This window comes from Bacillus sp. FSL K6-3458 (genome assembly GCF_038005045.1).
GTDB lineage: Bacteria > Bacillota > Bacilli > Bacillales > Bacillaceae > Bacillus > Bacillus altitudinis.
This window is the reverse complement of record NZ_JBBOSI010000001.1, coordinates 106,292-128,163: the sequence shown is the minus strand read 5'-3', so window position 1 is coordinate 128,163 and position 21,872 is coordinate 106,292. Positions and strand designations below refer to the sequence as shown.

The window sequence follows — 21,872 nt, the reverse complement described above, 5'->3', positions numbered from 1 at the left end:
AATGGAAAAAGAGAAAAAAGGAGCGAGAGAAGTCGATCTCTTAGATATTGTCCAGTTTGTGGCACCGGGGACACCCCTGCGGGCAGGGATTGAAAACGTCCTAAGAGCCAATACTGGAGGGCTCATTGTTGTTGGTTATAATGATAAAGTGAAAAGTGTGGTAGATGGAGGATTTCATATTAATTCTGCTTTCTCCCCAGCACATTTATATGAATTGGCGAAGATGGATGGGGCGATTATTTTAAGTGACTCTGGTCAAAAGATCTTGTATGCGAATACACAGCTCATGCCGGATGCAACCATTCATTCATCAGAAACAGGTATGAGACACCGAACGGCTGAACGTGTAGCAAAGCAGACAGGTTGCTTAATCATTGCCATTTCTGAACGCCGGAACGTCATTACCTTATACCAAGGGAATCGACGATATACGCTGAAAGATATTGGTTTTATTTTGACGAAGGCCAACCAAGCGATACAAACACTTGAGAAATATAAAACCATTTTAGATCACGCCATTTCTGCGTTAAGTGCCTTAGAATTTGAAGAGCTTGTGACCTTTGGTGATGTATTATCCGTGCTACATCGTTATGAAATGGTACTTAGAATCAAAAATGAAATCAATATGTATATCAAAGAGCTTGGGACAGAAGGACACTTGATCCGTCTGCAAGTCAATGAGCTGATTACAGATATGGAGCAGGAAGCGGCGTTATTTATTAAAGATTACGTGAAAGAAAAGATCAAAGATCCATATGTGCTGCTGAAACAGCTCCAAGATATGTCGAGCTTTGAACTTTTAGATGACTCCATTTTGTACAAGTTACTTGGCTATCCAGCATCTACAAATATTGACGAATATGTGTACACTAGAGGATACAGATTACTTCATAAAATCCCTAGACTGCCTATGCCAATCGTTGAAAACGTGGTCGAAGCATTTGGTGTGCTAGATCGAATTATGGAAGCAGATGTACAAGATTTGGATGAAGTAGAAGGAATTGGAGAAGTAAGAGCGAAAAAGATAAAAAAAGGATTAAAAAGACTGCAAGAAAAACATTATATCGACCGTCAGCTATAAAAAGAGAAATTTTTCTTAAATACGGTTAAAAATGGATGAATATGGGTATATTAATGATGGTTTTGTTTTCTGTTCATGATGATAGGAAACTTAAGCATATATCAATGTCAGATGAAGGTGGATTGACAGATGAAAAATAAAGGAGGTGAAGGTATGTTAAAAAGAATCGTTCAGGCGTTTTTTATCATTTTCGGTGCAGTTGTAGGGATTTTTATCATTCCAGAGTTATTTCTGCTGTTAAATTTGAAGGACATACCTTTCATAACAAATGCTTACTCTTCAGCACTAATAGGAGCCGCTGTGTTCTTTATCATTGGTAAATGGTGCACAGGCTATGTGGTTAATTGGGTGAAATGGATCGAGGATTCTCTATTGAAGGCGCCTCTTCCTGATCTTATATCTGGAAGTTTCGGTTTAGTATTTGGACTTATTCTAGCATATCTTATTGTAAACGTGATCCCGCTAAACAATATCCCATATCATATTTTTGGTACCATTATTCCGATTTTCCTGGCTTTCTTTTTAGGATACCTTGGATTTCAGGTAGGGTTTAAGAAGAAGGATGAAATGATGGGGCTGTTCTCCCGATCTGCAAAGGTCACAAAGAAAAAAGGAGCAGCTGATGATGAACCTGAAATAGAAGATAAAAAGCTGAAAATTTTAGACACAAGTGTTATCATTGATGGAAGAATCGCAGATATTTGTCAAACTGGATTCCTAGAAGGTGTGATGGTCATTCCTCAATTTGTACTCGAGGAATTACAGCATATTGCAGACTCTTCTGATGTATTAAAGAGAAATAGAGGCCGAAGAGGTCTTGATATTTTAAATCGTATCCAAAAAGAACTGGATATTAAAGTTGAAATTTACGAAGGTGACTTTGAAGATATTCAAGAGGTTGACAGCAAGCTTGTGAAACTCGCTAAGTTAACTTCAGGTGTTGTTGTGACAAATGATTTTAATTTAAATAAAGTATGCGAACTTCAAAAAGTAGCAGTGTTAAACATCAATGATCTAGCCAATGCAGTCAAACCGGTTGTGCTGCCTGGGGAAGAAATGAAGGTACAGGTCATTAAAGATGGGAAAGAGCATAACCAAGGTGTTGCTTACTTAGATGACGGTACGATGATTGTGGTCGAAGAAGGACGCAATTATATTGGAAAAGACATTGATGTGCTCGTCACGAGTGTGCTGCAAACTGCTGCTGGAAGAATGATTTTTGCGAAGCCAAAACTTCTGGAGAAGGCGCTCTAAAGGGAGAACGAACATGTATTATGAAGTAGTTATTCCGGCTGCGGGGCAGGGGAAGCGAATGAAGGCCGGCCGCAATAAACTTTTTATTGAATTGAAAAGAATGCCGGTCATCATCCACACACTGAAGGTGTTTGACGCTCATTCACAATGCAGACGCATGATCTTAGCGATCAATGAAGAAGAGCGTCGTGACTTTGAAAGGCTACTGAAGGTACACGCTTTTCAAACGCCTGTTTCACTTGTCACTGGCGGTGAAGAACGGCAGCAAAGTGTATACGAAGGATTGAAGGCTGTGCAAGATGCGGACATCGTGCTTGTTCATGATGGCGCAAGGCCTTTTATTAAGCATACACAGATTGACTTGCTCGTTAAAGCAGCGATTGAAAAAGGCTCCGCAGTCGTAGCGGTACCAGTGAAAGACACAATCAAACGCGTTCAAGAAGGCAAAGTGGAACAAACCATTGAACGTCAGAGCTTGTGGGCAGTCCAGACCCCACAAGCTTTTCGTCATTCTATTTTAAAAGAAGCGCATGAACATGCGGAGCGGACAGGCTTTCTTGGAACAGATGACGCCAGTCTTGTGGAACAATTACACGGTGAGAGTGTGTATATTGTCCAAGGAGACTATACCAATATTAAACTGACAACACCGGATGATTTATTGGTTGCTAAGGCAATTATGGATGCGGAAAGAGGGTACTAGAACATGTTTAGAATAGGACAAGGTTTTGATGTGCATCAATTAACAGAGGGAAGACCTCTTATTATTGGCGGTGTGACGATCCCTTATGAAAAGGGTCTACTTGGGCATTCAGATGCGGATGTACTGCTTCATACTGTGGCGGATGCCTGCCTAGGTGCGATTGCAGAAGGAGATATCGGCAGACATTTCCCAGACACGGATCCGGAGTTTAAAGATGCAGACTCTTTTAAATTACTTCAGCACGTGTGGGCACTTGTAAAAGAAAAAGGCTATACACTGGTGAATATCGATTGCACGATCATGGCGCAAAAACCAAAGATGGCACCATACATTCAGCCAATGTGTGAGAAAATCGCAGAAGCTCTTGAGGCAGATGTCACACAGGTGAATGTCAAAGCAACAACGACAGAGAAACTTGGATTTACAGGAAGAGGCGAAGGAATTGCCTCTCAGGCGACAGTACTTCTTCAGAAAAAGTAAAATCCGTTTTGATGAGAATGGGTTTTGATGATAAAATACGTTTATAAAAAATTGGTGTCAGACAACATGATGCAGATGAAAGGAAGTTAAACTCATGGGAAATGAAGTGCGTGTTCGTTATGCACCGAGTCCAACTGGTCATTTACATATTGGGAATGCTAGAACGGCTCTTTTCAACTATTTGTTCGCACGCAGTCAAGGCGGCAAATTTATTATTCGAATCGAGGACACGGATCAAAAGCGTAATGTAGAAGGCGGAGAAGAAAGCCAGCTTCGCCACCTGCAATGGCTCGGGATTGATTGGGACGAGAGCATTGATAGAGATGGCGGCTACGGTCCTTACAGACAATCAGAGCGTAATGATATTTACAAAAAATATTATGACGAGCTACTAGCGAAAGACTTGGCGTATAAGTGCTATTGTACGGCTGAAGAACTAGAAGAAGAGCGTGAAGCACAAATTGCCCGCAGTGAAATGCCTCGATATTCTGGTAAATGCAGTCATTTATCAAAAGAAGAAGAGGACAAGCTGATTGCTGAAGGAAGAGAGCCAAGCATCCGCTTCCGAGTGCCTAAAGGAGAAATCATCAAATTTGACGATATGGTCAAAGGCGAGATTTCATTTGAAACAGACGGCATCGGTGACTTTGTTATTGTGAAGAAAGATGGTACGCCAACGTATAACTTCGCTGTAGCGGTGGATGATCATTTGATGAAAATGACTCACATTCTTCGTGGTGAGGATCACATTTCGAATACACCTAAACAAATTATGGTCTTCAATGCATTTGGCTGGGATGTTCCGCTGTTCGGACATATGACGCTGATTGTAAACGAGAACCGCAAGAAATTAAGCAAGCGTGATGAATCAATTATCCAGTTCATCGAGCAGTATAAGAACTTGGGCTATTTACCAGAAGCTTTGTTTAACTTCATTGCACTGCTTGGGTGGTCTCCAGTTGGTGAAGAGGAACTATTTACAAAAGAGCAGTTCATCGATATTTTCGATGTCAATCGACTTTCTAAGTCACCAGCTCTCTTCGATATGCATAAACTAAAATGGGTGAATAACCAATATGTAAAAGCACTTGATCTTGATCAAGTTGTGGCACTTACACTTCCACATCTTCAAAAGGCAGGCAAGGTAAGTGAGCAGCTGACAGAAGAAGAAAACACGTGGGTGCGCAAACTCATTTCTCTATACCACGAGCAATTGAGCTACGGAGCAGAAATTGTTGAGTTAACAGAGTTGTTCTTTAAGGAACAAATTGAGTATAATCAAGAGGCAAAGGAAGTTCTTGCAGAAGAGCAAGTACCAGAAGTGATGGCTTCGTTTGCAGGTCAGCTTGAACGTCTTGAGTCTTTCACACCTGATGAAATCAAAGCTGCCATTAAAGCGGTACAAAAAGAAACAGGGCATAAAGGTAAGAAACTATTCATGCCAATTCGTGTGGCTGTCACTGGACAAACGCATGGCCCAGAACTTCCGCAAAGTATTGAACTACTAGGTAAAGAGACGGTATTAAACCGCATTAAACAAATATAAGGAAAATCGTTGCGAGGGAGAAGTACAATGTTATCGTCCATCACAGAAAGAGTCTTCACCGGCTGAAAGAGACTTATGGGCAGACGTTGGAAATGCACCCTCAAGACCCTTGAGGAACACGTATGTTAGTATGCAAGGGCGGTACCCTCCGTTATGGGATGAAGTTGAGAAGGCTGCGAAATGAGGGCTTTCTAAACAGAGTGGAACCGCGTTTTCAAAACGTCTCTGTCATATGGCAGAGGCGTTTTTTATTTGTCCAAAAAAGAGAGCAAGTCCTAAGAGAGATTGATGGGGAAGAACGGGGGGAGCATGTGTTTTTCAAAATGCTGAAAGAAGATATTGATACTGTGTTTGATCAAGATCCTGCTGCTAGAAGCTATCTTGAAGTAGTGCTAACCTATTCAGGGCTTCATGCGATTTGGGCTCATCGTGTTGCGCATGCATTTTACAAGCGTAAGCTGTATTTTCTTGCGCGGATCATTTCTCAGGTCAGCCGGTTTTTCACAGGGGTTGAGATTCACCCAGCAGCAACCATCGGCCGGCGGTTCTTTATTGATCACGGCATGGGCGTCGTGATTGGGGAAACATGTGAAATTGGCGATAACGTCACTGTTTTCCAAGGCGTGACATTAGGGGGGACAGGGAAAGAAAAGGGAAAGCGGCATCCAACTATTTTGGACGATGCCCTGATTGCGACTGGTGCTAAGGTGCTCGGTTCCATTACCGTAGGAAAAGGGTCCAAGATTGGTGCGGGGTCTGTTGTGTTAAAAGACGTACCAGACCATTCCACTGTTGTAGGTATACCTGGGCGAGTGGTCGTTCAAAATGGAAAGAAAATCAATCGTGATCTCAATCATCAAGATTTGCCAGATCCAGTTTCTGATCGTTTCAAAGAATTGGAGCGAGAAATGGAAAAGCTAAAACGTGAGCTGGCTTCATTGAGCAGAAAGGAAGAACAATCATGACAATCAATATTTATAATACATTGACACGTAAAAAAGAAGAGTTTGTCCCACTTGAACCAGGAAAGGTGAAAATGTATGTATGCGGACCAACCGTGTATAACTACATTCATATCGGGAATGCAAGACCTGCCATTGTATATGACACGGTACGTAAGTATTTAGAATATAGCGGCTATGATGTGAATTTCGTATCCAACTTTACTGATGTGGATGATAAACTCATCAAAGCAGCAAATGAATTAGGCGAAGATGTCCCAACGATTGCTGATCGATTTATCCAAGCATACTTTGAGGACGTCAGTGCATTAGGGTGCAAAAAAGCAGACCTTCACCCGCGAGTGACAGAAAATATGGATGATATCATTGCGTTTATCGCCACATTGATTGAAAAAGGCTACGCCTATGAGGCAGATGGTGACGTGTATTACAGCACACGCTCATTTGAAGGCTACGGAAAACTGTCTCACCAATCGATTGATGAATTAAAGACAGGTGCCCGTATTCGTGTAGGTGAGAAGAAACGAGATGCGCTGGACTTTGCTTTATGGAAGGCTGCAAAGGACCAAGAAATCTCATGGGATAGCCCGTGGGGCGAAGGGCGCCCAGGCTGGCATATCGAATGCTCAGCCATGGTTAAAAAATATTTAGGTGATACGATCGATATTCATGCAGGCGGACAGGATTTAACCTTCCCTCATCATGAAAATGAAATCGCTCAATCTGAGGCTTTGACAGGCAAACCTTTTGCAAAGTATTGGATGCATAACGGATATATTAATATTGAGAATGAAAAAATGTCAAAATCACTAGGCAACTTTGTGCTCGTGCATGACATTGTGAAAGAACAAGATCCTGACGTACTTCGATTCTTTATGTTGTCGGTTCACTACCGTCATCCAATTAACTACTCAATGGACTTACTAGAGAGTACAAAGAGTGCGTTTAACCGACTCAAAACGTCGTATGCTAATTTACATCATCGCCTTGAAAGCAGCACGAATATCACAGAAGATAACACTGAATGGTTGACAAAGATTGAAGAGCAGCGAGCGACATTTATTTCTGAAATGAATGATGACTTCAATACGGCAAATGCCATCTCTGTTTTATTTGAACTAGCGAAACAAGCGAATTACTATATGGAAAATGATCATACTTCCGAGGAAGTGATCAAGGCATTTATTGGCTTGTTCCAAGAAATCACATCCGTCCTCGGCTTCTCACTAGAAGAAAAGCACACGCTTGACGAAGAGGTAGAAGCATTAATTGAGAAGCGGAATGAAGCTAGAAGGAATCGTGACTTCGCATTGTCTGATCAAATTCGTGACCAGTTAAAGAGCATGAATATTGTATTGGAGGACACTCCTCAAGGTACGCGCTGGAAAAGAGGAGAATAGGTCATGTTGAATTTTGAAAAGCTGAAAGACGGAAAACAGTTGAACGGACTTGCACTTGCTTATATGGGTGATGCCATTTTTGAAGTATACGTGAGGCATCACCTCCTCCAAACGGGGGCGACCAAACCAAATGAGCTTCATAAACGTGCAAGTAAAATCGTTTCAGCTAAATCTCAGGCCGCTATTTTATTTGAGCTTCAGCAGAAGGGCTTTTTCACAGAAGCGGAAGAAGCGGTGCTGAAAAGAGGAAGAAATGCAAAATCAGGCACAGTGCCTAAAAACACAGACGTTCAAACGTATCGTTATAGTACAGCGTTTGAAGCGCTCATGGGTTATTTATTTATTGAGAAGCAGGACGAACGCTTAGAAGAGTTGATTAGTCAGGCGATTGAAATCGGAACGTCAGGGAGGAAGACAAATGAGTCAGCAACATGATTATGTGATTGGGAAAAATGCAGTGATTGAAACACTGAAGTCAGATCGGGAGTTATACAAGCTCTGGATGGCAGAAAACACTGTAAAAGGACAAGCCCAGCAGGTCATTGAACTCGCGAAAAAGCAAAATATCACCATTCAGTATGTTCCGAGGAAAAAGCTTGATCAGATGGTAACAGGTCAGCACCAGGGAATCGTTGCACAAGTAGCAGCATATGAATATGCAGAATTGGACGATCTGTATCAAATTGCTGAAAAGCGGAATGAACAACCATTTTTCATCATCTTAGATGAAATTGAAGATCCGCACAATTTAGGGTCGATCATGCGTACGGCCGATGCTGTTGGTGCACATGGAATCGTCATTCCAAAACGACGAGCGGTAGGCTTGACGACAACTGTTGCGAAAGCATCTACTGGAGCCATTGAACATATCCCGGTCGCAAAAGTAACCAATCTTTCCAGAGCTCTTGATGAAATGAAAGAAAGAGGAATCTGGGTCGCAGGAACAGATGCATCTGCGAAGCAGGACTACAGACAATTTGATGGCACGATGCCTCTCGCTCTTGTCATCGGCAGTGAAGGAAAAGGTATTGGCCGATTGATTAAGGAAAAATGTGATTTCTTGATTAAATTGCCAATGGCCGGGAAGGTCACTTCATTAAATGCATCAGTTGCCGCTAGTCTATTGATGTATGAAGTGTATCGAAAACGTTATCCGTTAGGAGAATAGAGATGGACATCCTCTTAGTCGATGGATACAACATGATAGGTGCATGGCCTCGTTTGCAGCACTTAAAAGAAAACAGCTTTGAAGAAGCCAGAGACGTGCTGATTCAACATTTAGCAGAATATCAAGCATATACAGGGTATCGAGTCATTGTCGTATTCGATGCCCATATGGTCAAAGGAATCGAAAAGAAGCGGACAAACCACCGAGTAGAGGTCATCTTTACAAGAGAAAATGAAACGGCTGATGAGCGGATTGAAAAACTGGCACAAGACTTAAATAACATTCGGACGCAAATTCATGTGGCGACCTCTGATTATACAGAACAATGGGCGATTTTTGGACAGGGTGCACTTCGTAAGTCAGCACGAGAGCTCTTAAGAGAGATAGAAGTGATTGAACGAAAGATTGAAACACGTGTCAAAAAGATTACTTCTGATAAACCAGCATCCAAAATTGAATTGTCAGAAGATGTATTGAAAACGTTTGAAAAATGGCGGCGGGGAAACTTGGAATAGCTTGACGATATTTCAACCATTATTGTATAATATTTCTATCTAGGTGCGGTCGGGGGGATCGAAGTGAATCTAAACAACAGCAAGGGTAAGTCCATCAGAGAGCAATTTTGCCAGTTGGAAGATGAACAAGTCATTGAAAGGGTTCATGTCGGAGATAGTGATGCGCTAGATTATTTAATAACGAAATACCGCAATTTTGTACGTGCGAAAGCAAGATCTTATTTCTTGATTGGAGCGGATCGAGAGGACATTGTCCAAGAGGGGATGATCGGACTTTATAAGTCTATCCGCGATTTCAGAGAGGACAAGCTTACTTCATTTAAGGCTTTTGCAGAATTATGTATTACCCGCCAAATTATCACCGCAATTAAAACAGCTACTCGCCAAAAACATATCCCGTTAAATTCCTATGTATCATTAGACAAGCCGATATACGATGAAGAATCGGACAGAACATTATTGGACGTCATTTCCGGTGCTAAAGCGCTTAACCCAGAAGATTTAATCATTAGCAAAGAAGAATTTGATGATATTGAAATGAAAATGGGTGAATTACTAAGCGAACTGGAAAGAAAGGTACTTGTGCTTTATCTTGATGGCAGGTCCTATCAGGAGATTTCTGAAGATTTAAACCGTCATGTGAAATCAATTGATAACGCACTCCAAAGAGTAAAGAGAAAATTAGAGAAATATTTAGAGCTGCGCGAGATCAGTCTCTAATCAAACCTATATTGACAGCTTTTTCGACACTGTGATAAGGTACTAAGGAAATGATGTCGAGAAAATAGGTGTAAATATGAGGAAAAAGATTACTCTAGCCTGTAAAGACTGCGGAAGCCGCAATTATACGACAATGAAAAGTGTTGCTTCAGCAGCTGAAAGATTAGAAGTTAAGAAATATTGCAAGACTTGTAATTCACATAAAACACATTTAGAAACGAAGTAGGATTTGCGTTCTTTAATCTGTGGAGGTCTTTTACATGCGTATTATCAGTTTCTTAAAAAGTGTCGGGAAAGAAATGAAAAAGGTCAGCTGGCCAAAGAAAAACGAAATGGTCCGCTACACGATCACTGTTATTTTAACAGTCGTATTTTTTGCCATCTTTTTCTCTTTTCTTGATATAGGAATCTCACAATTAATCGAATTAATTCATTAATACTTGAATAATGGTCTGCTGAACGTGCTATAATAGATCATAATATGACTTGCCAAAAAACCCGTTTTACGGGTTTTTTCAATTGCTTGAAAATATTTACCGGTACTCGAGATTCGTCAAATAGACATTACGAAATGTGGGGAGGGAAGGACTAAATAGTCCTGAACGAAAATGGAAAAGAATTGGTATGTTGTGCATACGTACTCTGGCTATGAGAACAAAGTGAAAGCGAACTTGGAAAAGCGTGTTGAATCAATGGGCATGCAGGATAAAATTTTCCGCGTTGTTGTACCAGAAGAAGAAGAAACGGACATTAAAAACGGTAAGAAAAAAGTAGTGAAAAAGAAAGTATTCCCTGGATATGTGCTAGTAGAAATCGTCATGACTGACGATTCTTGGTATGTCGTTCGTAATACACCAGGTGTGACAGGATTCGTTGGATCAGCTGGATCAGGCTCTAAGCCGACAGCGTTATTACCTGGCGAAGCGGAAACCATTCTGAAGAGAATGGGACTTGAAGAGCGCAAGACAGAAATCGACTTTGAACTAAAAGAAACAGTCAAGGTCATCGATGGACCATTTGCTAACTTCACAGGCTCTATCGAAGAGATTGATTATGATAAAAGCAAAGTCAAAGTATTCGTTAATATGTTTGGTAGAGAAACTCCTGTGGAACTTGAGTTCACACAGATCGATAAATTGTAATTTAAAAGAGCTTGAAATGAGTGTATAGAAGTGGTAATATAGCAAAGGTACGTCTTGAGTTCGCTCAAGATCGCTAGCTAGTTATTTCGTCATTCATATAAAGAATGAAGTTGTTGAGTGGGAGGGGGATTCCCCTATTACCACATCACGGACTTTAAGGAGGTGTGTCTCGTGGCTAAAAAAGTAGTAAAAGTTGTTAAATTGCAAATTCCTGCTGGAAAAGCTAACCCAGCTCCACCAGTTGGACCTGCACTAGGTCAAGCCGGTGTTAATATCATGGGATTCTGTAAGGAGTTTAACGCTCGTACAGCTGACCAAGCTGGTCTTATCATTCCTGTTGAAATTTCGGTTTTTGAAGACCGTTCATTTACATTTATTACTAAAACTCCACCTGCTGCAGTATTACTTAAAAAAGCAGCTGGTATTGAGTCTGGTTCTGGTGAACCTAACCGTAATAAAGTGGCAACTGTTAAGCGTGATAAAGTACGCGAAATCGCGGAAACAAAAATGCCTGACTTAAACGCTGCTAGCGTTGAATCAGCTATGCGCATGGTTGAAGGTACTGCACGCAGTATGGGTATTGTCATCGAAGATTAATTTTTTGTCTTGTTGGGTTGCGAGTTTGGTTTTGACAAGTTCGCAACCCTTATTCGTGGGAGGTTATTCCGCTAAAACCACATAAGGAGGATTTTTATAATGGCTAAAAAAGGTAAAAAGTATGTAGAAGCTGCTAAGCTAATCGATCGTACAAAAGCGTATGATGTTGCTGAAGCTGTTTCTCTTACAAAAAAAGCAAATACAGCGAAATTTGATGCGACTGTAGAAGTTGCTTTTCGTTTGGGCGTAGACCCTCGTAAAAACGATCAACAAATCCGCGGTGCAGTTGTACTTCCTAACGGAACTGGTAAAACTCAACGCGTTCTTGTGTTCGCTAAAGGCGAAAAAGCAAAAGAAGCAGAAGCTGCTGGAGCAGACTACGTTGGAGATTCTGATTACATCACTAAAATCCAACAAGGCTGGTTCGAATTCGATGTAATCGTTGCGACACCTGACATGATGGGTGAAGTTGGTAAGATCGGTCGTGTACTTGGACCAAAAGGTCTAATGCCAAACCCTAAAACAGGAACTGTTACATTCGAAGTAGAAAAAGCAATCAATGAAATCAAAGCTGGTAAAGTAGAATACCGCGTTGATAAAGCTGGTAACATCCACGCGCCAATCGGAAAGGTTTCTTTCGAGGACGAAAAGCTTGTTGAGAACTTTGCAACAATCTATGACACAATCCTTAAAGCAAAACCTGCAGCGGCTAAAGGTGTATACGTGAAAAACGTTTCTGTTACATCTACTATGGGCCCTGGCGTGAAAGTGGATCCATCTTCTTTCTCTGCAAAATAATTCTTGACTTATCACAACCGTTTTGATAATATCAAAATGTTGTAAAATAGAATAATCATTTATACCGTAGACAGCAGGGGCCTTATGGCTTAATTAACCCGCCGAGGTGTATATGTCACAGTCTTACGTTAACGTATGCTTGTATATACAGCCTCCATGTCTTAATGGAGGCTTTTTATATGGAGAACCGTTCGTTAGGAACGTGATGGCCTGATCGGTATAAGTGTTACACAAAGAATGTACAGGAGGTGTAACCATGAGCAATGCAATCGATACTAAAAAAGTTGTCGTTGATGAAATTACTTCTAAATTTAAAGACAGTATGTCTACTGTAATCGTAGATTACCGCGGTCTTTCAGTTTCTGAAGTGACTGAACTTCGTAAACAGCTTCGTGATGCTGGCGTAGAATTCAAAGTTTACAAAAATACTTTGACTCGCCGTGCAGTTGAACAAGTTGAACTAACGGGTTTAAACGATTTCTTAACAGGTCCAAACGCTATCGCATTCAGTAACGAAGATGTTATCGCACCTGCGAAAATCATCAACGAATTTGCGAAAAGCCACGAAGCTTTAGAAATCAAAGCTGGTGTTATCGAGGGAAACGTAGCGACTGTAGAAGAAGTGAAGGCTCTTGCGGAACTTCCGTCTCGCGAAGGCTTACTTTCTATGTTGCTTAGCGTTCTTCAAGCTCCAGTTCGTAACCTTGCTCTTGCTACTAAAGCAGTTGCAGATCAAAAAGAAGAACAAGGCGCTTAATGCGTACTTGACGTAAAAAAACTTAAAATGGAGGAATTACAAATGGCTTTAAATATCGAAGAAATCATTGCTTCAGTTAAAGAAGCAACTGTACTTGAGTTAAACGACTTAGTAAAAGCAATCGAAGAAGAATTTGGCGTAACTGCTGCTGCTCCTGTAGCTGTAGCTGCTGGTGGCGGTGCTGCTGCTGAAGAAAAAACTGATTTTGATCTAGTGCTTGCTGGTGCTGGAGACCAAAAAATCAAAGTTATCAAAGTGGTTCGTGAAATCACTGGTCTTGGCTTGAAAGAAGCTAAAGAACTTGTTGACAACACTCCAAAACCACTTAAAGAAGGTATTGCTAAAGAAGAAGCTGAAGAACTTAAAGCTAAGCTTGAAGAAGTTGGCGCTTCTGTAGAAGTTAAGTAATCTTCGCCTAATCTTTTGGGAAAGCTCGCTTTTACTGGCGGGCTTTTTCTTTTCTTATCTCCTGAAACGATTGAATCCAGAGGAGGTCCATTCACCATGAGTGACCACTATTATACGGAAAAGCCATCAGTGAAAAGCAATAAACAGACATGGGACTTCACCTTGAGAAACCGTAGCTTTACTTTTACAAGTGACAGTGGAGTGTTTTCTAAGAAAGAAGTCGACTATGGTTCGAGGCTTTTAATTGAAGCTTTTGAAGAACCTGACTTGGATGGCGACGTCTTAGATGTCGGTTGCGGTTATGGACCGATCGGCTTATCGTTAGCAAACGAAATGACAGGCCGCACCATTCATATGATTGATGTGAACGAAAGAGCAGTCGAACTTTCAAAGGAAAACGCTAAGCATAATCGCATTGATAATGTCCGCATCTATCAAAGTGATTTGTTCTCGAATGTTCATTCATCAGCTGCTTTTGCCTCTATACTGACCAATCCCCCAATACGGGCAGGGAAGAAAATAGTACATGCGATCTTTGAAAAAAGTGCTGATCATTTATTGCCGGAAGGTGAGTTGTGGGTGGTTATTCAGAAAAAACAAGGTGGACCATCTGCGATTGAGAAATTAGAGCAGCTTTTTGGAGAAGTGACGGTCGTTATGAAAAAAAAGGGCTACTATATTATCAAAGCTAAAAAAGTTTGACGCAGTTTCCTAGCTGTGTTAACATTATAAAATGCCAATGTGTATATTTTGCTTGATAGGCTTAAAAAACAACTATTTTGTATAAATTATGCATACTTGGGAAAACTAATAAAATCGGTATTTGTTTTTGGATGTGGTTTTCTTATTTTAGAAACCCTTTTTTCTTTTGTCTTGTAAAAGTATTTCTTTACTGACATTTGAAAGACAGAAATACTTTTTACACATATAATACGCATGATTTGAGGGGTGAATCAGTTGACAGGTCAACTAGTTCAGTATGGACGACACCGCCAGCGCAGAAGCTACGCACGCATAAGCGAAGTGTTAGAATTACCAAATCTCATTGAAATTCAAACCTCTTCTTATCAGTGGTTTCTTGATGAGGGTCTTAGAGAGATGTTTCAAGATATATCCCCAATTGAGGATTTTACTGGTAACCTTTCTCTTGAATTCATTGATTACAGCCTAGGGGATCCTAAGTATCCTGTAGCAGAATCAAAAGAACGTGATGTAACTTACTCTGCTCCACTAAGAGTAAAAGTTCGTTTAATTAACAAAGAAACTGGAGAAGTAAAAGACCAAGATGTGTTTATGGGGGATTTCCCAATCATGACAGACACAGGTACTTTTATCATTAATGGTGCGGAACGTGTAATCGTTTCTCAGTTAGTACGTTCTCCAAGTGTATATTTCAGTGGTAAAGTAGACAAAAACGGTAAAAAAGGTTTTACTGCGACTGTCATTCCAAACCGTGGCGCATGGTTAGAATACGAAACTGATGCGAAGGATGTAGTCTATGTACGCATCGATCGCACACGTAAGTTGCCGGTTACGGTTCTTTTGCGTGCTCTCGGCTTCAGCTCTGATCAAGAGATTCTTGACCTCATTGGCGAGAATGAATACTTACGCAACACGTTGGAAAAAGACAATACAGAGAATGCCGATAAAGCACTTCTCGAAATCTACGAGCGTCTTCGTCCCGGAGAGCCACCAACTGTTGAAAATGCGAAAAGCTTGCTAGACTCTCGCTTCTTTGATCCGAAGAGATATGACTTAGCAAATGTTGGACGCTACAAGATTAATAAGAAGCTTCATATTAAAAATAGACTATTCAATCAAAAATTGGCTGAAACGCTAGTTGATCCTGAAACAGGTGAAATCCTAGCAGAAAAAGGTCAAATTTTAGATAGAAGAGTGCTTGATAAAGTTCTTCCATACTTAGAAAACGGCATCGGATTTAGAAAGCTTTATCCAAATGGTGGCGTAGTAGAGGATGAAGTAGAACTTCAATCTATCAAGATTTATGCACCAACTGATCAAGAAGGCGAGCAAGTGATCAACGTGATTGGTAATGCATATGTAGAGGAAGCTGTGAAGAACATCACGCCTTCTGACATCATTGCTTCAATCAGTTACTTCTTTAACCTGCTTCATGGAGTAGGTGACACAGATGATATCGATCACCTTGGTAACCGTCGTCTGCGTTCTGTAGGTGAACTTCTGCAAAATCAATTCCGTATTGGTTTAAGCAGAATGGAGCGTGTTGTTCGTGAAAGAATGTCGATTCAAGACACGAACACGATCACACCTCAGCAGCTGATCAACATCCGTCCTGTGATCGCTTCTATCAAAGAGTTCTTTGGTAGCTCTCAGCTTTCTCAGTTCATGGATCAAACAAACCCGCTTGCTGAATTGACACACAAACGTCGTCTATCAGCGCTTGGACCGGGTGGTTTGACACGTGAGCGTGCAGGAATGGAAGTTCGTGACGTTCACTATTCTCACTATGGTCGTATGTGTCCGATTGAAACACCAGAGGGTCCAAACATTGGTTTGATCAACTCTCTATCTTCATTTGCGAAAGTGAACCGCTTCGGATTTATCGAAACACCTTACCGTCGGGTTGATCCTGAAACAGGTAAAGTGACGCCGAGAATCGATTACTTAACCGCTGATGAAGAGGATAACTACGTTGTAGCACAAGCGAACGCTCAGCTAGCTGATGATGGTTCGTTTATCGATGATAACATTATCGCTCGTTTCAGAGGGGAAAACACCGTTGTTCCTCGAAACCGCGTTGACTACATGGACGTTTCGCCGAAGCAGGTTGTTTCTGCAGCGACAGCATGTATCCCATTCTTAGAAAACGATGACTCTAACCGTGCTCTAATGGGAGCGAACATGCAACGTCAGGCTGTGCCTTTGATGCAGCCGGAATCACCGATTGTTGGTACAGGTATGGAGTATGTATCAGGTAAAGACTCTGGTGCTGCTGTGATCTGTCGTTACCCAGGTGTTGTAGAACGTGTTGAAGCGAAGAATATTTGGGTTCGCCGTTATGAAGACGTTGACGGACAACAAGTCAAAGGAAACCTAGACAAATACAGCTTGCTGAAATTTGTCCGCTCTAACCAAGGGACTTGCTACAATCAGCGCCCAATTGTAAGTGTTGGAGATGAAGTCGTCAAAGGAGAAATCCTTGCAGACGGTCCTTCTATGGAAAAAGGTGAATTGGCTCTAGGACGTAACGTCATGGTCGGCTTCATGACTTGGGACGGTTACAACTATGAGGATGCGATCATTATGAGTGAGCGCCTTGTAAAAGATGACGTCTACACTTCTATTCATATTGAAGAATATGAATCAGAAGCTCGTGATACAAAGCTTGGACCAGAAGAAATTACGCGTGATATTCCAAACGTTGGGGAAGATGCTTTACGCAACCTTGACGAGCGTGGAATCATCCGTATTGGTGCAGAAGTAAAAGACGGAGATCTTCTTGTCGGGAAAGTAACGCCTAAAGGTGTAACAGAACTAACAGCTGAAGAACGTCTATTACATGCAATCTTCGGTGAAAAGGCTCGTGAAGTACGTGATACGTCTCTACGTGTACCACACGGCGGCGGCGGAATCATCCACGATGTCAAAGTCTTTAACCGTGAAGATGGAGATGAATTACCACCAGGTGTTAACCAGTTAGTCCGTGTATACATCGTTCAGAAGCGTAAAATTTCTGAAGGTGACAAAATGGCCGGACGACATGGTAACAAAGGTGTTATCTCTAAAATCCTTCCAGAAGAAGATATGCCGTATCTTCCAGATGGAACACCGATTGATATCATGTTAAACCCTCTAGGGGTACCATCTCGTATGAATATCGGTCAGGTACTTGAGCTTCATATGGGTATGGCTGCACGTTACCTAGGCATCCACATTGCGTCACCAGTATTTGATGGTGCTCGTGAGGAAGATGTTTGGGAAACGCTTGAAGAAGCAGGTATGTCCCGTGATGCGAAAACAGTCCTTTATGACGGTCGAACTGGTGAACCATTCGATAACCGTGTATCAGTCGGAATCATGTACATGATCAAACTGGCTCACATGGTTGACGATAAACTTCACGCTCGTTCAACTGGACCATACTCACTTGTTACGCAGCAGCCACTGGGCGGTAAAGCACAGTTTGGTGGACAGCGTTTCGGAGAGATGGAAGTATGGGCACTTGAAGCTTACGGTGCAGCATATACACTTCAAGAAATCTTAACTGTAAAATCGGATGACGTTGTGGGTCGTGTGAAAACATACGAAGCGATCGTCAAAGGGGATAACGTACCTGAACCAGGTGTCCCTGAATCATTCAAAGTATTAATTAAAGAACTTCAAAGTTTAGGTATGGATGTGAAAATCCTATCTGGCGATGAAGAAGAGATAGAAATGAGAGATTTAGAAGACGATGAGGAAACGAAGAAAGCAGACGGATTAGCGTTATCTAATGACGAAGATGCTGCAGACCTCGCACCTGTCGATCTTGAACGTGACGCAGTCACAAAAGAATAGCAGAAACGATTAGAGCAAGTGACTAGGGTATAACCCGAAGATTAAAAGGGAGGTAGGCCCCTTGCTAGATGTGAACAATTTTGAGTATATGAACATCGGTCTCGCATCACCTGATAAAATCCGTTCTTGGTCTTTTGGTGAAGTGAAAAAGCCTGAAACGATTAACTATCGTACACTGAAACCGGAAAAAGATGGTCTCTTTTGTGAACGTATCTTCGGACCGCAAAAAGACTGGGAATGTCATTGTGGGAAGTATAAACGCGTTCGTTATAAGGGTGTTGTATGTGACCGTTGTGGTGTAGAAGTAACACGGGCAAAAGTCCGTCGTGAGAGAATGGGGCATATCGAACTGGCTGCCCCAGTTTCCCACATTTGGTATTTCAAAGGTATCCCAAGCCGTATGGGTCTTGTTCTAGATATGTCACCACGTGCGTTAGAAGAAGTGATTTACTTCGCTTCTTACGTCGTGACTGATCCGGGCAACACACCGCTTGAGAAGAAACAACTTCTTTCTGAGAAAGAATTCCGTGCTTATTTAGATAAATACGGTAACACCTTCCAAGCAGCTATGGGTGCAGAAGCAATTAACAAACTTCTTCAAGATATCGATCTTGTGAAAGAAGTAGATACACTCAAAGAAGAGCTAAAAACAGCTCAAGGACAGCGTCGTACACGTGCGATCAAACGCCTTGAAGTGTTGGAAGCTTTCCGTAACTCAGGAAACAAACCGTCTTGGATGATCCTTGATGTACTTCCGGTTATTCCACCAGAATTACGTCCAATGGTTCAGCTTGATGGCGGACGTTTTGCTACTTCTGACTTGAACGACCTTTATCGTCGTGTCATCAACCGTAACAATCGTCTGAAACGTTTATTAGATCTTGGCGCGCCAAGCATCATCGTTCAGAACGAGAAGCGTATGCTTCAAGAAGCTGTCGATGCCTTGATTGATAATGGACGTAGAGGCCGACCAGTAACAGGACCAGGAAATAGACCATTGAAATCTCTTTCTCACATGCTGAAAGGGAAACAAGGGCGTTTCCGTCAAAACTTGCTTGGTAAACGTGTTGACTATTCTGGACGTTCCGTTATCGTCGTTGGACCACATTTGAAAATGTATCAGTGTGGACTTCCGAAAGAAATGGCTCTTGAACTATTCAAACCATTCGTGATGAAGGAGCTTGTTGAAAAAGGATTAGCTCACAACATTAAGAGCGCGAAACGTAAGATTGAGCGCGTGCAGCCGGAAGTTTGGGATGTTTTAGAATCAGTGATTCGTGAGCATCCAGTCTTACTAAACCGTGCACCAACTCTTCACAGACTTGGTATTCAAGCGTTTGAACCTACACTTGTGGAAGGACGCGCAATTCGTCTGCATCCACTTGTATGTACTGCCTACAACGCTGACTTTGATGGTGACCAAATGGCGGTTCACGTACCATTATCTGCTGAAGCTCAAGCTGAAGCTCGTATCTTAATGCTTGCTGCTCAAAACATTTTGAACCCGAAAGATGGAAAACCTGTTGTTACGCCATCTCAGGATATGGTGCTAGGTAACTACTACCTTACACTTGAGCGTAAAGGTGCTATCGGAGAAGGTATGGTCTTCAAAGATACGAACGAAGCCCTTCTAGCTTATCAAAATGGATATGTGCATCTTCATACACGTGTAGCTGTTGCAGCTAACTCGTTGAAGAATGTGACATTCACTGATGAACAGCGTTCTAAATTGTTGATTACAACAGTTGGAAAACTAATCTTTAACGAAATCTTACCGGAATCATTCCCTTACATGAATGAGCCGACAAAGAGCAATATTGAAGAAAAAACGCCTGACCGCTTCTTCCTTGAAAAAGGTGAAGATGTCAAAGCTGCGATCGAGAAACAAGAAATCAATGCGCCGTTCAAAAAAGGTATTTTAGGTAAAATCATTGCGGAAATCTTTAAGAGATTCCATATCACTGAGACATCTAAAATGCTTGACCGCATGAAAAATCTTGGTTTCAAATACTCTACTAAAGCGGGTATTACGGTTGGGGTGTCTGATATCGTCGTATTAGATGATAAACAGAAGATCCTCGAAGAAGCGCAAGCAAAAGTAGATAACGTCATGAAGCAATTCAGACGTGGTTTGATTACTGAAGAAGAGCGTTACGAGAGAGTCATTTCGATCTGGAGTTCTTCTAAAGATGTCATCCAAGGTAAACTGATGAAGTCCCTTGATGAAGTCAACCCAATCTACATGATGAGTGACTCTGGAGCGCGTGGTAACGCATCTAACTTCACTCAGCTGGCTGGTATGCGTGGTCTGATGGCCAACCCGGCTGGACGTATCATTGAACTTCCGATCAAATCTAGTTTCCGTGAGGGTTTAACCGTATTGGAATACTTTATTTCCACTCACGGAGCGCGTAAAGGTCTTGCCGATACAGCTCTTAAAACAGCTGACTCTGGTTACCTCACGCGTCGTCTCGTTGACGTTGCGCAGGATGTTATCATCCGTGAAACAGATTGCGGTACAGACCGTGGAATCTTGGCGAAGTCCATTAAAGAAGGAAATGAAATTATTGAGAAACTTGAAGAACGTCTGATCGGACGTTTTGCAAGAAAACCAATTGTTCATCCTGAAACGGGCGAAGTCATTGTTGGCGAAAACGAACTAATTGATGAAGATAAAGCACTTGAAGTAGTTGAAGCAGGAATCGAGGAAGTATGGATCCGTTCTGCATTTACATGTAACACGCCTCATGGTGTATGTAAACGATGCTACGGCCGTAACCTTGCAACTGGTACTGACGTTGAAGTCGGTGAAGCAGTTGGAATCATCGCTGCACAATCGATCGGTGAGCCAGGAACACAGCTTACAATGCGTACGTTCCACACCGGTGGGGTAGCAGGAGACGATATCACTCAAGGTTTACCTCGTATCCAAGAGTTATTTGAAGCGCGTAATCCGAAAGGGCAGGCAACCATTTCTGAAATTGATGGTGTCGTTGCTGAAATTAACGATGTTCGTGACAAGCAACAGGAAATTGTGGTTCAAGGCGAAGTTGAAACTCGCTCTTACACAGCTCCTTACAATGCACGTCTGAAAGTTGTTGAAGGTGACAAAGTCACTCGTGGTCAAGTACTGACAGAAGGTTCAATCGATCCGAAAGAACTTCTTAAAGTGACTGACATGACAGCTGTTCAAGAATATCTGCTTCATGAAGTACAAAAAGTATACCGTATGCAAGGGGTAGAAATCGGAGATAAGCACGTAGAAGTAATGGTTCGCCAAATGCTTCGTAAAGTGCGTGTCGCTGATGCAGGGGATACAGATGTATTACCAGGCACACTTCTTGATGTACACCAATTCACAGAAGCGAACAAAAAAGTACTATTCGAAGGCAAACGTCCTGCAACAGGCCGTCCAGTTCTTCTTGGTATTACAAAAGCATCGCTTGAAACAGACTCATTCTTGTCTGCAGCATCCTTCCAAGAAACGACTCGTGTCCTAACAGATGCGGCGATCAAAGGAAAACGTGATGAACTGCTTGGCTTGAAAGAGAATGTCATCATCGGTAAACTTGTTCCTGCTGGAACTGGAATGCCAAACTACCGTAAAGTTAAGCCGGTTTCACAAGTGCAGCCGTCTGACGATATGGTTCCTGTAGAGTAATCTTTCTCTTAAGATTTCTATAAAAATCATCAAAAAATGGTGAAGGATGTCAAGATAATCTGTCAAACGATATTGACATCCTTCTGCCATGATGATAATATAACCAAGGTGCTCAAAATAAAACCTGTTACTTTGGAGGAT

At 41.8% G+C, this 21,872-nt stretch carries 21 protein-coding genes and 2 other annotated features; all 21 genes read left to right on the top strand.

Annotation, left to right across the window (positions count from 1 at the left end; all coding sequences use genetic code 11):
• The first annotated feature begins 1 nt into the window (after position 1).
• The 21 genes from disA to rpoC all read left to right on the top strand — a co-directional run bounded on the left by disA (position 2) and on the right by rpoC (position 21,731).
• A complete protein-coding gene (gene disA / locus MHH23_RS00775) occupies positions 2-1,081 on the top strand; it encodes a DNA integrity scanning diadenylate cyclase DisA (protein WP_007496267.1) in 1,080 nt (359 codons plus the stop codon).
• A gap of 153 nt (positions 1,082-1,234) precedes the next feature.
• On the top strand, positions 1,235-2,335 hold the full coding sequence (locus MHH23_RS00770) for a PIN/TRAM domain-containing protein (protein ID WP_047946821.1): 1,101 nt from the start codon (positions 1,235-1,237) through the stop codon (positions 2,333-2,335).
• A gap of 13 nt (positions 2,336-2,348) precedes the next feature.
• Positions 2,349-3,038, top strand: coding sequence for a 2-C-methyl-D-erythritol 4-phosphate cytidylyltransferase (ispD, locus tag MHH23_RS00765; protein WP_008345432.1), 690 nt, complete (start codon positions 2,349-2,351; stop codon positions 3,036-3,038).
• Between the two features lie 3 nt (positions 3,039-3,041).
• Entirely contained in the window at positions 3,042-3,518 is a 477-nt protein-coding gene (gene ispF, locus MHH23_RS00760) for a 2-C-methyl-D-erythritol 2,4-cyclodiphosphate synthase (RefSeq protein ID WP_007496273.1), read from the top strand.
• A gap of 94 nt (positions 3,519-3,612) precedes the next feature.
• Entirely contained in the window at positions 3,613-5,064 is a 1,452-nt protein-coding gene (gene gltX, locus MHH23_RS00755) for a glutamate--tRNA ligase (protein ID WP_178896498.1), read from the top strand.
• Positions 5,065-5,294 (top strand) — a binding site (T-box leader).
• A gap of 81 nt (positions 5,295-5,375) precedes the next feature.
• On the top strand, positions 5,376-6,029 hold the full coding sequence (gene cysE, locus MHH23_RS00750; RefSeq protein ID WP_017366453.1) for a serine O-acetyltransferase: 654 nt from the start codon (positions 5,376-5,378) through the stop codon (positions 6,027-6,029).
• Positions 6,026-7,426, top strand: a complete 1,401-nt coding sequence (gene cysS / locus MHH23_RS00745; protein WP_024718297.1) for a cysteine--tRNA ligase — start codon at positions 6,026-6,028, stop codon at positions 7,424-7,426. Before cysE ends, cysS begins: the two co-directional genes overlap by 4 nt.
• A 3-nt stretch (positions 7,427-7,429) precedes the next feature.
• Complete coding sequence (locus tag MHH23_RS00740; protein ID WP_008345428.1) at positions 7,430-7,861, top strand: Mini-ribonuclease 3; 432 nt, start codon at positions 7,430-7,432, stop codon at positions 7,859-7,861.
• Positions 7,845-8,594: a 23S rRNA (guanosine(2251)-2'-O)-methyltransferase RlmB gene (rlmB, locus tag MHH23_RS00735; RefSeq protein ID WP_017359163.1), complete on the top strand. Its 750-nt coding sequence runs from the start codon at positions 7,845-7,847 to the stop codon at positions 8,592-8,594. Before MHH23_RS00740 ends, rlmB begins: the two co-directional genes overlap by 17 nt.
• A 2-nt stretch (positions 8,595-8,596) precedes the next feature.
• The gene (rae1, locus tag MHH23_RS00730; RefSeq protein WP_007496285.1) at positions 8,597-9,109 is read left to right on the top strand and encodes a ribosome-dependent mRNA decay endonuclease Rae1/YacP; all 513 of its coding nucleotides are present in this window, start codon (positions 8,597-8,599) and stop codon (positions 9,107-9,109) included.
• 63 nt (positions 9,110-9,172) lie between these two features.
• Entirely contained in the window at positions 9,173-9,829 is a 657-nt protein-coding gene (sigH, locus tag MHH23_RS00725) for an RNA polymerase sporulation sigma factor SigH (RefSeq protein WP_008345424.1), read from the top strand.
• Between the two features lie 76 nt (positions 9,830-9,905).
• Complete coding sequence (rpmG, locus tag MHH23_RS00720) at positions 9,906-10,055, top strand: 50S ribosomal protein L33 (RefSeq protein ID WP_008356502.1); 150 nt, start codon at positions 9,906-9,908, stop codon at positions 10,053-10,055.
• 34 nt (positions 10,056-10,089) lie between these two features.
• On the top strand, positions 10,090-10,266 hold the full coding sequence (gene secE, locus MHH23_RS00715) for a preprotein translocase subunit SecE (RefSeq protein WP_008345422.1): 177 nt from the start codon (positions 10,090-10,092) through the stop codon (positions 10,264-10,266).
• A 171-nt stretch (positions 10,267-10,437) separates the two neighbouring features.
• Positions 10,438-10,971: a transcription termination/antitermination protein NusG gene (gene nusG, locus MHH23_RS00710; RefSeq protein ID WP_003217197.1), complete on the top strand. Its 534-nt coding sequence runs from the start codon at positions 10,438-10,440 to the stop codon at positions 10,969-10,971.
• A gap of 171 nt (positions 10,972-11,142) precedes the next feature.
• Positions 11,143-11,568, top strand: coding sequence for a 50S ribosomal protein L11 (gene rplK, locus MHH23_RS00705; RefSeq protein ID WP_003216956.1), 426 nt, complete (start codon positions 11,143-11,145; stop codon positions 11,566-11,568).
• A 99-nt stretch (positions 11,569-11,667) separates the two neighbouring features.
• Positions 11,668-12,366, top strand: a complete 699-nt coding sequence (gene rplA / locus MHH23_RS00700) for a 50S ribosomal protein L1 (RefSeq protein WP_017359164.1) — start codon at positions 11,668-11,670, stop codon at positions 12,364-12,366.
• Positions 12,367-12,412: 46 nt separating this feature from the next.
• Positions 12,413-12,553 (top strand) — a sequence feature (ribosomal protein L10 leader region).
• Positions 12,554-12,622: 69 nt separating this feature from the next.
• On the top strand, positions 12,623-13,123 hold the full coding sequence (gene rplJ / locus MHH23_RS00695; RefSeq protein WP_003217048.1) for a 50S ribosomal protein L10: 501 nt from the start codon (positions 12,623-12,625) through the stop codon (positions 13,121-13,123).
• 42 nt (positions 13,124-13,165) lie between these two features.
• On the top strand, positions 13,166-13,531 hold the full coding sequence (gene rplL, locus MHH23_RS00690) for a 50S ribosomal protein L7/L12 (protein WP_008345418.1): 366 nt from the start codon (positions 13,166-13,168) through the stop codon (positions 13,529-13,531).
• A 96-nt stretch (positions 13,532-13,627) separates the two neighbouring features.
• Positions 13,628-14,233 carry a class I SAM-dependent methyltransferase gene (locus MHH23_RS00685; protein WP_340958712.1) on the top strand — a complete coding sequence of 202 codons (606 nt, stop codon included), beginning with the start codon at positions 13,628-13,630 and terminating at the stop codon, positions 14,231-14,233.
• Positions 14,234-14,488: 255 nt separating this feature from the next.
• Positions 14,489-18,070 carry a DNA-directed RNA polymerase subunit beta gene (gene rpoB / locus MHH23_RS00680; protein WP_024425866.1) on the top strand — a complete coding sequence of 1,194 codons (3,582 nt, stop codon included), beginning with the start codon at positions 14,489-14,491 and terminating at the stop codon, positions 18,068-18,070.
• Between the two features lie 61 nt (positions 18,071-18,131).
• Entirely contained in the window at positions 18,132-21,731 is a 3,600-nt protein-coding gene (gene rpoC, locus MHH23_RS00675) for a DNA-directed RNA polymerase subunit beta' (RefSeq protein ID WP_007496298.1), read from the top strand.
• The last annotated feature ends 141 nt before the right edge of the window (positions 21,732-21,872 follow it).